Below are 13,616 nucleotides of genomic sequence, written 5' to 3'. Positions count from 1 at the left end.
TGTGGCCCCGTGGCCCTCGGCCGATACCGTGACCGGCATGGACTTCTCTCTGCAACAGCTCCGTGGTTTCGTCGCCGTCGCAGAGGAACAGCACTTCGGCCGTGCCGCGGCACGGCTCAACATGACCCAGCCGCCGCTGACCCGCCAGATCCAGGCGCTGGAGCGAAGCCTGGGCGTCGTGCTCTTCGAGCGCACCGGCCGGGGCACCCGTCTCACCGCGGCGGGCCAGGCCCTTCTCGACCACTGCCGCCGGGTCCTCGCCCTGCTGGACGCCGCCCCGGTCGCCGCCCGCCATGCCGCCGAGGGCCGTACCGGGACCCTGCGGCTGGCCTTCACCGCGATCGGGGCGTACGCGATACTCGCCGATGTCCTCGACCTGGTGAACCGCCACCTCCCCGATGTCTCCGTGGAACTGACGGAACTCGTCAGCCCGGACCAGTTCGCTGCGCTGGCCGATCTGGAGATCGACATGGGCCTCGTCCGGCCGCCGATCCCCGACCAATACCAGTCGGTCCTGGTGCACTCCGAGGACCTGGTGCTCGCCGTCCCCGCCGACCATGCGCTGGCCCGCGCCGAGGACCCCGTCGCCCTCGCGGACGTCGCCGACGACTACATCGGCTACACCCCCGAGGGCTCCCGGTATCTGCACGACATCTGCGCCGCCATGATCGGCGTGGACCGCTACGCGGTCAGCCAGCTGACCTCACAGGTGCCGACCATGCTGGCGCTGGTACGGGCGGGGCTCGGCTGTGCGCTGATACCGCGCTCCATCATGACGATGGGGGTGCACGGCGTCCGGTACCGGGAGCTCGCCCCGGCCGACGCCCACTCCGTGACCCTGCACGCCTGTTGGAGCCCGGACAGCCCGAACCCCGCCCTGCACCGACTGGCCGCCGCCCTCATCCGCGAGCCACGGCTCGGGGTGTCCTGAACTCACAGACCGTCGGCCACCATGGCGACGACGATCTGGACATGGCGGTCGGCGGCCGTGTTCGAGAACTCGTTCTCGTAGTTCAGACCGTAGGGCCAGAAGTGTCCGCCACCGGTGGACAGCGTGGCACCCGAACCGTCGAACCGCTTGACCAGCGCCGTGGCCTGCGCACCGCGCCAGGTGCCACTGCCGCCGAGAGAGGACCAGCCCGAGCTGGTGCCCACGCCGATGGTGTGGGCGATCTCGTGCAGGGCGGTCCGCTCGGTCATATAGGCGCGTTGGCCGAAGCGGATGGTTCCGTTGATGTTTCCGTCGGCGGTGGGCACACCGGGGTCATAACGCACGGTGATGTTCTTGCCCAGGTCGCTGAGGTTGTTGTACCGGGCCACCGCGGCGTTCATGGCCGCCGTGATGAGGTTGTAGGCCGTCTGCTGGTCCGGGGTGGGGTTGCCGGCCCGTTCGAGCGTCCAGGTGATGGTGGCCGCTGCCACCTGCTCCTGGGCCGCTGCCGGGGCCGCCGGTGCGGCCTGCGCGACACCCGGCCCGGCCAGCGCGGCGGCCACCAGCGCGGCGACGGCCGCCTTGTTGCGCCAGGTACTCATGAGGGGTCCTCCCGTGGGGGTTGATGTGGGGGGTTGGTGTGTCTGTGTGTGTGGGTAGGTCAGTGCCTCAGGTCCGCCCCGACCGCGGCCGCGACGACGCTGTCCCGTTCGGTGCGGCTGAACAGCCCCTCGGACAGCCAGGTGTCGGCGAGGGTGCGTACGGCCTGGACAAAGCTGCCGGAGGTGGCGAAGGGGGCCTGCGCCCAGAGCACGTCCAGGAAGGTGAGACCGTTGCCGCGGGCGCGGTTCGGCACGCGCGAGTCGGTCGTGCCGAACACGACGGTGGGTTCCGAGCGCTTGAAGTAGGCGTGGTAGGGCGCCACGTCCCCGACATAGAACGGTGCGAGGGTCAGGCCGTGCGTGGTGAAGTACATCGGCCGGCCCCCGGGCTTGATCGCGTCGGCCAGATCGCCCCGGAGCGTGAAGTCCTTGTAGAAGGAGAACACGCGGAACTGCGTCTCCTGGCTCTGGGCGGTCAGCAGCACCGGACCGTAGAACACCGACTGGACGGCGGGGTCGTCCAGGGCACGTTCGATGCGCAGGCTGTAGGGGGCGGAGATCCGGACCCGGTCGCCGGGCCGCCAGTCCCTGCTCAGGGAGAGATAGCTGCCGGGCTCCGCCGCGACCCGCTGCCGGACCCCGTTGACCGTGACGGTGAAGCCCGCCGTGGCCCAGGCCGGAACGCGGAGCCTCAGGTCGAGCCGCCCGCTGCCCTCGCGGAACGTCAGGGTACGGACGCCCTCGGCCGGGAAGTCGCTGGTCTGCTCGATGACGAAGCCCCGCTCCGGCCACCGCAGTGTCGAGGCGAGGTAGAGGTTGACGTACAGCGCGTTGCCGTCGGCGGAGCGGAAGTACACCGAGTCCTGGTACTTGGTGTGGTTCTCCGTCCCGGTGCCACCGCAGCAGGTGCCGGTGTTGTCGAACTCGCGCCGCACCCCCGGGCCCATCCCGACGAAGTAGGTGACCTCCGGGCTGTCCGTGGCGGCGGCGTCCCGCCGGGAGGCGAGGATGTGGTTGGTCAGACCTCGCTCGTAGTAGTCCATATAGGCGGGGTCCGGCTGGTGGAAGAACAACTGCCGGGTGAGTTTCAGCATGTTGTATGTGGCGCAGGTTTCGGCGTTCTTGTCGTCCAGAGTGGCCGCGATCGCGCCACGGGCGCGGAACATCTCGCCCTCACCTGTGCCGCCGAGGCTGTACATCCGGGAGCCGGTGACCATGCCCCAGAAGTTGCGGGCCGCGGTGGAGTACTCCTGCTTCGCCGTGTGGTCGAACAGCCGCAGATAGCCGGTGAACTGCGGGATGTGCTGGTTGGCGTGTCTGCCTTCCAGAATGTCGCGGTTCTCGGCGCAGGCCGTCAGCAGCGCGGTGTTGTCGAAGCAGCGGGCGGCGGCGAGGTGTTCCGCGCGGCCGGTGAGGGCGTACAGGTCGGCCAGCACCTCGTTCATCCCGCCGTACTCACCGGCTATATAGATGGACCACATCCGCTCCAGCTGGGCCGCCGGCAGATGGCCGAGCCGGCTGTGCACCCAGTCGCCCATCCCCGACGCGATCTCCAGGGCCTGCTGGTTCCCGCCCAGGGTGTGCGCGTCGAGCAGACCGCGCATGATCTTGTGGCAGGTGTAGTACGGCGCCCAGATGGTCGGGTACGTCGTATAGCTCTCCAGCAGGATGAACTGGGTCTCCGGGTACGCCGCCAGAAAGCCGGGGTGGCTGGGCTTGGGCGAGCCGTGGTCGGCCAGGGCCTTCTGGCACTCGCCGAGCGCGCCGACCAGGTAGTCCAGCTTGGTCTTGAGCGCGGCCTCCCTGGTGTCGGCGTACGCCTGGGCGATGAGGGTGAGGAAGTGGCCGCCGTAGTGGCCGCGCAGATTGCCGTCGGAGGTCTCCCAGCCGCCGGGCGGCCGGGCGCCGCGGGTGTCGAGCCCGGCGTTGGCGCGGAACACGGCCAGGATGCGGTCGGCCGGATAGGACCTGGCGTAGCCGAGCATCAGATCGCGCTTACGGCGGAAGACACCGTCGCCGAGTGTCACCCCGTCCAGTGGGAAGGGGCGTACCGACCAGGTGTCCGGGACGGGCACCGGCCCGGCTGTGACCCGGGACGGCGCCGCGGCGGCCTGCGCTGTTGGGACGGCGGTCGCGAGCGGGGCGGCGGCCGTGGCCCCGGCGGCGAGTCTCAGCGCGTGACGGCGGGATGGGGGGTGGGACATGCTGGTGACTCCGATCGTCGGTCGTCGGCGGGCAGGGCAGGGGGGTTACGAAGGGGCGGTGGTGTCCCGTTCCGCCGTCGGCAGCCACACCCGCATCGTCGAGGGCCCGCGGTTGGCCCAGGAGCGGTACGGCACCAGGACGATCTCTGCGGGCCCCTCGGCGTGAGGGGGAGTGGCGGCGGGGCGGTCGAGCGGTGTGTACGGCCATGGTTCGTCGCTCTGTTCGGCGTGCCCGGCGAGCTCTCCCGCGACGATGACGGTGCCGTCTGTGCCGGGCCCGTCCTTCGGCTCGACCGACGGATCCACGCGTACGGCGTCGGCCTCGTGCTCGTCCGGGAGGTCCACCGACTCGGCGCAGTACACCAGCGGCCCCCGCTGGACGGCCACCGTGCCGCGTACCGCGTCGATGCGCGGATCGGCGCCGATCCAGCGCGGCGCCACGGGCAGTTCGAGCCGTACCTCGTCGCCGAGCCGGAAGTGGCGGCTGACCGTGGCGGTGCCCGTGGGGACGGAGCGGCGTGTCCCGTCCGGCTCGACCAGCCACGCGGCGGCGCCCCGCGCCCACCCGGGGACGCGCAGCGACAGGGTCCACGGGCGGTCCGGGGACCGGTCGATCCGCACGGTCACGGCCCCGCCGGACGGGTAGTCGGTACGCACCCGCAGCGCGACGCCATGGCCTCCGGTGAGCGATGTGTCGATCTCGGCGTCGGCGTACTGGTGCAGCTGCACGCCGTCGTCGTCCGCCGTCGCGAGGTAGGCGGGCAGTTGGGCCAGGGTCCGCGCCACGTTGGTCGGGCAGCAGGACACCGCGAACCAGGGTGCGCGCAGGCTCGACTCGGCGCGCGGGCTGTCCGCGTCCGCGGCGGGTACGGTGCCCCGGCGGCGCCGGTGCAGGGTGTTGGCGTAGAAGAAGGCGCGGCCGTCCTCGGACGGGGAGGTGGCGACCACGTTGAACAGGGTCCGCTCCGCCAGATCGGCGAACCGCGGCTCACCGGTGGCCAGCAGCAGCCGCCAGCTGAGCATCACGGAGGCGACACCGGCACAGGTCTCCGAGTAGGCGCGGTCGGGCGGCAGCACGAAGTCGTCGCCGAAGGACTCGTCCCGGTGGTGCGAGCCCATGCCGCCCGTCAGATAGGTTCGCCGGGCGACCGTGGCCTCCCACTGCCGTACGCACGCGGCCAGCAGGGCGTCGTCCCCGGTCTCCATGGCAACGTCGACGGCGCCGGCCGCGAGGTAGAGCGCGCGGACGGCGTGGCCGCGCAGCACCGTGGCCTGACGGATGGGCAGGTCGTCCTGGTAGTAGGCGCGGCCGAACTCGGTGTCGGCGAGGGTGTGGTGGCCGCGGCGGTCGACGAACAGGGCCGCCTGGTCGAGGTAGCGCTGCTCTCCCGTGAGCCTGGCCAGTTCCACCAGGGCGGGCTCGATCTCCGGATGGCCGCAGACGCGCTCGATGCTCCCCGGCCCGAAGGTGGCACAGACATGGTCGGCGGCCCGCCGGGCGATCTTCGTCAGTTCGCCCTCGCCCCGGGCCCTGGCCTGGGCCACCCCGGCCTGGATCAAGTGGCCGTAGCAGTACAGCTCGTGGCCCCATTCGAGATCGCTGTACCGGGGCTGCTGCCCGGGGCGGCCGAAGGCGGTGTTCAGATAGCCGTCCGGTTCCTGGGCGGGCGCGATGGACTCGGTGAGCTCGGCGATCTGTGCGTCGAGCGAGCTGTCGGTGCCGTGACCGGCGGCCTCCCAGGCCATGGCTTCGAGCAGTTTGTAGACGTCGGAGTCGGCGAATTCACGGCCGCGCCGGTCCCGTTCGATCCGGCCCTCGACAGCGGCCCGGAAGTTGCCGATCCAGCCGACGCGGGCCATCCAGTCGCGGCAGTGGCCGAGTGTGGCGGTCGCGTTGATCTCCCGGCGCCGGGCCCAGAAGCCTCCGGTGATCCTGACCTCGTCGAGCCCGAGCGGCCGCAGCCGGCCCCGGGTCGGCGCCACCGGCAGGACGAGTGACCGCGCCATGTTCTCCCTCACCAGTTCATGCCTTCGGTACGTCCTTTCGGTTGTCCGTCTCCGCACAGTCAAGGTGGTCCTTCTCCGTGGTCCGGCGCCTCAGCCCTTGAGCGCGCCCGACATGAACCCCCGTACGTAGTGCCGTTGCAGCAGCAGGAAGAGGAGGAGGCAGGGCACGGCGAGGACCACCACACCCGCCTCGGTGGCGCCGTAGTCGACGGCGCCCATGCTCTGCTGCCGCAGATTCGCGACGGCGAGTGGCAGGGGCGCCTTCTCGCTGTCCGAGATGAGGATCAGCGGGGCGATGAAGTCGTTCCAGGCCGCGAGGAAGGCGAAGAGCCCCACGGTGATCAGCCCCGGTCGCACCGCCGGAAGCAGCACCCGGCGCAGCGCGCCCGCCGTGCCGCAGCCGTCGACGAGCGCCGACTCCTCCAGTTCGCGGGGCACCGCCTCGAAGGAGATGCGCATCATGAAGGTGGCGAAGGGCAGTTGGAACATGGCAAGCACCAGGCTCAGCCCGAGCAGCGAGTTCTGCAGTTCGAGCCTGCCGAGCAGTACGTAGAGCGGGATGAGGAGCGTGGCGTACGGGACCATGAGAATGGCCAGCGTCAGCAGGAACAGCAGGTTCTTGCCCGGGAAGTCGAAGCGGGCGAAGGCGTAGCCGCCGAGCAGCGACACCGCGAGGGTCAGGGCGACGGTGAGCGCCGAGACGATCGTGCTGTTGAGGAGGTACCGCCACAGGCCCGCGTCGTAGTCGAGCAGCGTCCGGTAGTTGCCGAGGCCGTAGCCGGACTCCTGCGCGGTGCCGGGCTGTCCGCTGACCGACGCCCAGGCGTTCCACAGCAGGGGGAAGAGGAAGATGACGGCCAGTCCTCCGGCGAGGACGTAATGGGGCGTCCGGCCGAGGGCGCGGGTGAGCACCGTGGTGTCCCTTCTCATGGAGTGGGTGTCATGACTCGTCGGCGCGGCGCAGACCGCGGAACTGGGCGAGGTTGAGCAGGAGCAGCGCGGCCAGCACGATGATCGAGAGGGCCGCCGCGGTGCCGAGGTTCATCCGCTGGAAGGCCTCGCGGTAGATCAGCTGCACGACGGTGACGGTGCTGTTGTCCGGTCCGCCCTTGGTGAGGATGAAGAACTGGTCGAACGCGAGCAGCGAACCGGTGACGCAGAGCAGCAGGGACAGCGCGAGGGACGGCCGCAGCAGCGGCAGGGTGATACCGCGGAAGATCTGGCCGCGGCTCGCACCATCCATCCGCGCCGCCTCGTACACCTCGTGGGGGATGCGCTGGAGGCCCACGAGGAGGATCAGCATGTAGAAACCGGCGAACTTCCAGACGATGAGGAAAACCGTCGACAGCAGGGCGGAGGTCGGCGAGCCGAGGAAGGACACCGGTCCGTCGGCGATGCCGAAGGTTTCCAGGATGTCGCTCAGCGGTCCGGTGGTGGGGCTGTACAGGCCCCAGAACAGCAGGGACGCGGAGGCCAGGCCCAGGGCGCTGGGCAGGAAGTAGACGGTGCGGAAGAAGCCCGCCCCGGGGCGGGACTCCTGCACCAGCAGGGCGAGGAGGAGGGCAAGGCCGAGGAGGACGACCGTGACGATCACGGTGTAGAGGAGGGTGAAGCGGACCGCGGGCCAGAACAGGGTGGAGTCGGTGACGTCGGTGTAGTTCTCGGGGGCGTTGCCGCCCCGGTCTCCCGCGAGCAGCGGCCAGTCGTGGAGCGACATCTGCCCGACGAGCAGCAGGGGCAGTACGAAGAAGACCGCGACGAACACGGCCGTGGGGGTCGCGTAGCCGAGCCCCTGGACCTTCCGGGACCGCCACCACCGGGGTGCGGACGGTCGGGGGCGGCGGGCCGGGCGCGCCGACCGGGCTCGGTGCTCGGCGGCCGTGCGGTCGGGCGCCTTTACCTGCATGGCTCTCCTCTGCCGGGTGACGTGGGAGGGGTGATGCCGCGGACGCGGGATGCGGGGTTCAGGGGCCCCGGAAGGCTGCGTGGCTCAGTCGGTCAGCGAGGCGTTGACCGCCTTGTTGTCCTTCTCCACGGACCCGCCGTCGCCGAAGACGGCATGGCGCATCAGGGTGAGCCACGGCCCGTTGGGGTCGTTGAAGGTCTGGCCGAACTTGAGCGCATACGGGGTGCGGCCGTCCGCCACCAGCCGGTTGATGGTCACCAGCCGCGGGTCCGCGTCGGAGTACTTGTTGGAGGCGAGGTCGGTCCGCGCCACCACGTCCTTGTGCGCGGCGACCACGTCGACCTGAGCCTTGTCGCCGAGCGACCAGGCGAGGAAGTTCCATGCCTGGTCCGCCGACTTGCTGGTGGCGGAGATGCCGATGGCGTCACCGCCGACGAAGGTGGACTTGCCGCCGTCGGGTCCGGGGATGGGCGCGACCCCGAGGTCGAGGTCCCCCGGCATCAGCCCCAGGGTGGTCGACGGCATGGGCATCACGCCGACCTTGCCCTTGGAGAAGACCCCGGTCCAGGTGGTGCCCGTCTCCTCGCGCGCGCCGGGGGCCACGATGTCGTCCTTCACCCAGCCGCGGTAGGTCTGGTAGACCTTCTTCGCGGTGTCGGAGGACAGCTGTGCCTCGGTCCCGTCCTTGTTCAGCACGTCTTCCCCCGCGGCCCAGATGGACGGCCACCAGGTGAACACGCCGCAGCCACCGCAGTTTCCGCCGAAGAAGGTGCCGTTGACGTCTCCGCCGAGCGCGTCCACGGCCCGCGCCTGCCGGTCCCATTCGCGCAGGCTGGTGGGCGGCTTCTCGGGGTCGAGCTTGGCCCGCCGGTAGAGCTCCTTGTTGTAGAAGAGCACCGACAGGTCGAGCGTGTGCGGTACGACGTACTTCTTGCCCTCGTACGTACCGGCCTTGATATGCGACTGGGCCAGGTTCTTGGCGTAGGGCAGGGCGTCGATGCGCCCGGTGAGGTCGGCGAAGAGCCCGCTGGAGGTGTAGTTGGGAACGAACACCACGTCCGAGGCGAACAGATCGGGCAGATCGCGGGAGCCGGCGGCCGCCCCGACCTTGGCCTGGTAGTCGTCGGTGGGGATGACGGTGAGCTCGATCTTGTTCTTGTGGCTCGCGTTGTACGCCTTGACCAGCGCCTCGCTCTGCGGCCGGGTCGCCGCGCGCGTCCACATCGTCAGCTTGGTGCCGTCGTCGAGCCCCTTGACGCCCCCCGCTCCACTCCCTCCGCCGCCCGAGCCCCCGTCCGATCCGCAGGCCGTGACCATACTCGCGGCGGCGAGCAGTGCGAGGGCGGCGGTGGCGAGTCGGCGTATGCGTCCACGTGGTCCGGCCGTGCTCCCCATGACGATCTCCCTTGTGTGACGGCGGGCCGTGGGCAGGCCGAACCGGAGGGGACGATGGCTGTGGTGGCACTGAACTCTGCGACGGAAACGAACCGAAAAGGCTTTCCGAAAAAGTAGGACCGAGCTCATGACTCGTCAATCCCCTTGTAGAGAATGGCCGTGGGAGAGTCATCGAAACCTTGGAAACGCCGCGAGTACGCCCCGACCTGAACAAGTCACGTACGGTTTTTACACGCGATGTGCCACGCTCGACGGCCCGGCACGCGACGCGAGACAGGAGTACAACCCATGACCCAAGCCACCGGCCCCTCTCGTTCGCATCCCGTCACCCTCAGCGACGTCGCCCGGCTGGCCGGGGTGTCCATCGCCACCGCGTCCAAGGCCCTCAACGGCCGCAGCCAGGTGCGCGCGGAGACCAGGCAGCGGGTGATCGAAGCGGCCGAGCGGCTGTCGTTCCGGCCCAATCAGCTGGCCCGCGGCCTGCTCGCCGGGCGTACGGGCACCGTCGGTCTGCTCACCAGCGACCTGGAGGGCCGCTTCTCCATCCCGATCCTCATGGGCGCCGAGGACGCCTTCGGAGCCGGCGAGGTCGCGGTGTTCCTCTGCGACGCCCGCGGTGACGCGATCCGTGAGCAGCACCATGTCCGCGCGCTGCTCGGCCGCCGGGTCGACGGACTCATCGTGGTGGGCAGCCGGACCGACCCCCGTCCGTCCCTGGGCCGTGAACTGCCGGTCCCCGTCGTCTACGCGTATGCCCCGTCGGAGGATCCGGAGGATCTGTCCATCGTGCCCGACAGCGTCGGCGCCGGCCGGATCGCCGTCGACCATCTGCTGGCCTGCGGGCGTACCCGGATCGCGCATATCACCGGCGACCCGGGCTATCTCGCGGCACAGGAGCGGGCCGAGGGGGCCCGAGCGGCGCTCGCCGACGCCGGGCTCGCCCTCGTCGGCGAGGTGCGGTTCGGGGCGTGGTCGGAGGGGTGGGGGCGGGCGGCCACCGCGATGCTGCTCGACCGGCACCCGGATGCGGACGCCGTGCTGTGCGGCAGCGACCAGATCGCCCGCGGCGTCATGGACGTATTGCGCGAGCGCGGCCACCGGGTGCCCGAGGACGTGGCGGTCATGGGCTTCGACGACTGGCAGGTCCTGACGTCTGCTTCGCGCCCACCGCTGACCAGTGTCGACCTGAATCTGGAGCAGGTCGGGCGCGCGGCGGCGCGCGCGTTGTTCAGCGCGATCGCCGGGGGACGGCGTTCGGGGGTCGAGACGCTGCCCTGCCGCTTGGTGATCAGGGGGTCCACGGCACCGCTGTCCTGAGGCGTGACGCCACTTCTGTTGACAGCGGCGTGGCACGCGCTTACCTTGCGACTTTGCGAAAACCTTTTAGGTCTGTTTCACGCACGACCCCGGTACGCCTGATCGAACCCCGTCCGCCGGGGCTCCCGGGAGTCCTCGTCGGAGAACGTCAGCACCATCGCGAGCAAACGCCTGCTGTCAACCGGACAGGGAGCCCCCGATGAGAAGACGCACGATGACGGCTCCGTACGGGGCCGCCGCCACGGACCACACGCAGCACCACCACACCGCACTGGCCCTGCCATGAAGCGCCTCCTCGTCGCCCTGGCGCTGATCATCGCCAGTGTCTGTTCCGCGACCACCCCGGCCGCCGCGGACCAGACCATCGGGTTTCCGACCTTCAGCGGACCCGCCGTCCCGGCCCCGCCCGTCGCCTACACAACAGGCGACATGATGCGGTCCATCTACGACGCGGAGAGCTCGGGAACCGACTTCTGGATGGACCGCCTGCTGGCCCGCACCGGCAACGACCCGGCCGGATCCTGGCTGATGAGCCGTGGCCGCGCGGTCTTCATGAAGACCCACGACCCCGCGGTGCTCGGTTTCGGCGGCCATGTCGCCTACTGGGAGAGCATCAGCGACAAGAACGCCTACAGCATCGCGATCTCTCCGGGCACCTTCACCGAACAGGTCTCCCAGCGCAAGCAGATGCCCAGCCACTGGAAGAGCGTGCACACCAGCGGCTCGATCACGGTCGACCAGACGAAGTTCATCACCGACAACAACGTCGCCGTGACCAATCTGTCGATCAAGAACAACGGCTCCAGCTCCACCACGCTGCAACTGCGGGCGACCTCCCCGTACGCCACCTCGGGCACCGGCAGCGAGCTGACCGGCCAGGTGGGCGCGTACAACAACCTCACCACCATCCGCCCGCGGCTGACCGGCGACGGCTTCACGGCCAACAGTGGCGGTCTGAACCGGTCCGTGACCATCGCGGCCGGGGCCACCGTGACCGCCAAGGTGGTGATGGGCTTCATCACCGATGAGATCCCCGACTCCCTCACGGAGTACAACGCGTACGCCGGCTACTCCAACGCCACCGCCTTCGCCACCCACGTCAAGGCGTACAACCTGTGGTGGGCGCAGAACGTCCCGTACATCGACGTACCCGAACCCGCGATCAAGAAGAACATCTACTACCGCTGGTGGCTGATGCGCTTCAACAGCCTCGACGCCAACATCCCCGGGCAGACCTTCCAGTTCCCGAGCTCGACCGAAGGCGTCCTCGGCTACAACAACGCGATCGCGCTCACCCAGCCCATGCACATCGACGACCTCAAGTATCTGCGCAACCCGATGTACGCCTACGGGGACTGGCTCAACGTCGGCCAGGTGTCGAAGGGCGGCCGCTTCCTCGACAACCCGGGCGACCCGGAGAACTGGTCCAACAGTTACACCCAGTACATCGCCGAGGCGGCGTGGAAGAGCTACCAGATCCACGGCGGCCAGCCGACCATCGCCGGCAACCTCGCGCACTACGCGGAAGGCGACGTCAAGGGTCAGCTCGCCTACTACGACCACGACAACAACAAGCTCATCGAGTACGACTGGGGCGCCCTGACCGGCAACGACGCGGACGCGGTCTCCTTCCACTGGAAGCCCGGCAACATGGACCGCGCCGAATCCGCGTACCAGTACAGCGGTGCGATGGCCGCGGCACAGGCATACGACGCGATCGGCAACACGGCCAAGGCCGCCGAGATGCGTACGCTGGCGAACCAGATCAAGGACGCCATCGTCAACGTGTTGTGGAACCCGAGCCGGCAGCTGTTCGAGCACCGGCTCAAGTCGACCAACGAATGGGTGCCCTGGAAGGAAATCAACAACTACTACCCGTTCTCGGTCGGAGCCGTCCCCAACACCTCGACGTACAAGCAGGCACTGCGGCTGTTCAACGACCCGGCCCAGTACCCCGTCTTCCCCTTCTACACGGCCAACCAGGTCGACAAGAAGGCGGCCGCCGACGCCGGGAACCCGGGCTCCAACAACTTCTCCACCATCAATTCCACCGTGCAGTTCCGGCTCTACTCCTCGGTGCTGCGCAACTACTCCAACTCCTGGATGACCGCCACCGACTACAAGAAGCTCCTCTACTGGAACACCTGGGCGCAGTACGTCGGCGGCAACACCCAGTGGCCCGACGCCAACGAGTTCTGGGCCGACTGGAACGGCAGCGGGATCGACTACCGCTCCTGGATCCACCACAACATCCTGGGCAGCAGCAACTGGACGGTGATCGAGGACGTCGCCGGGCTGCGGCCGCGCAACGACGCCAAGGTCGAGGTGTCCCCGATCAACATCGGCTGGGACCACTTCACCGTCAACAACCTCCGCTACCGCAACGCCGACCTGTCCATCGTCTGGGACGACCCGGCTGACGGAGTGGCGCGCTACCCGGGTGTCCCCGAGGGCTACTCGATCTTCATCAACGGCAACCGGGTCGCCGCCGTCAGCACCCTGACGCCCTTCACCTGGGACCCGGCCACCGGCGAGGTGACGACGAGCGGCACGGTCACGTACCACACCGCCGTCCCCGGACTGCAGGCCCCCAACCAGGTCGTGCAGAACAGCCCCCGGCTCGTCGACATGTTCGCCAAGGCCGGTGTCGACCTGACCGCCGATTCCACCAACCTGGCCTCCGGGGCGACCGTGTCCGCCTCCTACACCGGGTCCGGCAGCAATGTCTCCGGCGCGATCGACGGCTACCCCACCAATGAGCCGTTCTGGGGCGCCGGTGGCTCGCCCAACAGCCAGGACTGGTACGAGCTGAACTTCGGCACCACCCGAACACTCAACGAGGTGCGCCTGCACTTCAAGGACAGCCGCCCGGCCAGCGCCACCTACCGGGCCCCGTCCGCGTACACCATCCAGTACTACAACGGCAGCTCCTGGGTGGACGCACCCGGCCAGACCAAGACACCGGCCGCGCCGCAGGCCAACTACAACGTGGTGCGGTTCCCGTCGCTCAGCGCCCAACGCATCCGGATCCTGGCCACCCACGCCTCCGGCGCCAAGACCGGCCTCACCGAGGTCAAGGCCTACAACCGGAGTGGCGGACCAGGGGCCCGCCCACCGATGAAGGATGTGCACCATTGAACCCTCCCCCAGCTGAAACAGGGGATTCCTGGCTCACGTCGCCTGCGGCCCAGCGGGACACCAGGTCTTACACGATCAGCACCAGCCGGGTTGGAACCAGCCCGGTTTGGTACGGC

The 13,616-nt window shown here is 69.3% G+C and carries 9 protein-coding genes; 3 read left to right on the top strand and 6 right to left on the bottom strand.

Annotated features, from left to right (window positions below; genetic code table 11):
• Positions 1-37: 37 nt before the first annotated feature.
• Positions 38-931: a LysR family transcriptional regulator gene (locus ACFV2X_RS01225; protein WP_385609804.1), complete on the top strand. Its 894-nt coding sequence runs from the start codon at positions 38-40 to the stop codon at positions 929-931.
• Between the two features lie 2 nt (positions 932-933).
• Here ACFV2X_RS01225 and ACFV2X_RS01220 read toward each other — a convergent pair whose 3' ends face one another.
• The 6 genes from ACFV2X_RS01220 to ACFV2X_RS01195 all read right to left on the bottom strand — a co-directional run bounded on the left by ACFV2X_RS01220 (position 934) and on the right by ACFV2X_RS01195 (position 9,045).
• Entirely contained in the window at positions 934-1,533 is a 600-nt protein-coding gene (locus ACFV2X_RS01220) for a hypothetical protein (protein ID WP_385609802.1), read from the bottom strand.
• A gap of 59 nt (positions 1,534-1,592) precedes the next feature.
• Positions 1,593-3,737, bottom strand: a complete 2,145-nt coding sequence (locus ACFV2X_RS01215; RefSeq protein ID WP_385609801.1) for a glycoside hydrolase family 127 protein — start codon at positions 3,735-3,737, stop codon at positions 1,593-1,595.
• A gap of 45 nt (positions 3,738-3,782) precedes the next feature.
• Positions 3,783-5,744, bottom strand: coding sequence for a glycoside hydrolase family 127 protein (locus ACFV2X_RS01210; RefSeq protein WP_385609799.1), 1,962 nt, complete (start codon positions 5,742-5,744; stop codon positions 3,783-3,785).
• Positions 5,745-5,834: 90 nt separating this feature from the next.
• Positions 5,835-6,656, bottom strand: coding sequence for a carbohydrate ABC transporter permease (locus tag ACFV2X_RS01205; RefSeq protein ID WP_089511951.1), 822 nt, complete (start codon positions 6,654-6,656; stop codon positions 5,835-5,837).
• Positions 6,657-6,684: 28 nt separating this feature from the next.
• Positions 6,685-7,650, bottom strand: coding sequence for a carbohydrate ABC transporter permease (locus tag ACFV2X_RS01200; protein WP_385609798.1), 966 nt, complete (start codon positions 7,648-7,650; stop codon positions 6,685-6,687).
• An 84-nt stretch (positions 7,651-7,734) separates the two neighbouring features.
• Positions 7,735-9,045, bottom strand: a complete 1,311-nt coding sequence (locus ACFV2X_RS01195; RefSeq protein WP_385609796.1) for an ABC transporter substrate-binding protein — start codon at positions 9,043-9,045, stop codon at positions 7,735-7,737.
• Between the two features lie 288 nt (positions 9,046-9,333).
• On the opposite strand from ACFV2X_RS01195, the gene ACFV2X_RS01190 reads away from it, so the two are divergent.
• Entirely contained in the window at positions 9,334-10,362 is a 1,029-nt protein-coding gene (locus ACFV2X_RS01190) for a LacI family DNA-binding transcriptional regulator (protein WP_385609794.1), read from the top strand.
• 282 nt (positions 10,363-10,644) lie between these two features.
• Complete coding sequence (locus tag ACFV2X_RS01185; RefSeq protein WP_385609793.1) at positions 10,645-13,500, top strand: discoidin domain-containing protein; 2,856 nt, start codon at positions 10,645-10,647, stop codon at positions 13,498-13,500.
• Positions 13,501-13,616: the final 116 nt, after the last annotated feature.

Source organism: Streptomyces sp. NPDC059679 (assembly GCF_042734105.1).
Classification (GTDB): Bacteria; Actinomycetota; Actinomycetes; order Streptomycetales; family Streptomycetaceae; genus Streptomyces.
Note: the sequence above shows the minus strand (reverse complement) of the source record. Positions and strands in the feature narration are given on the sequence as shown.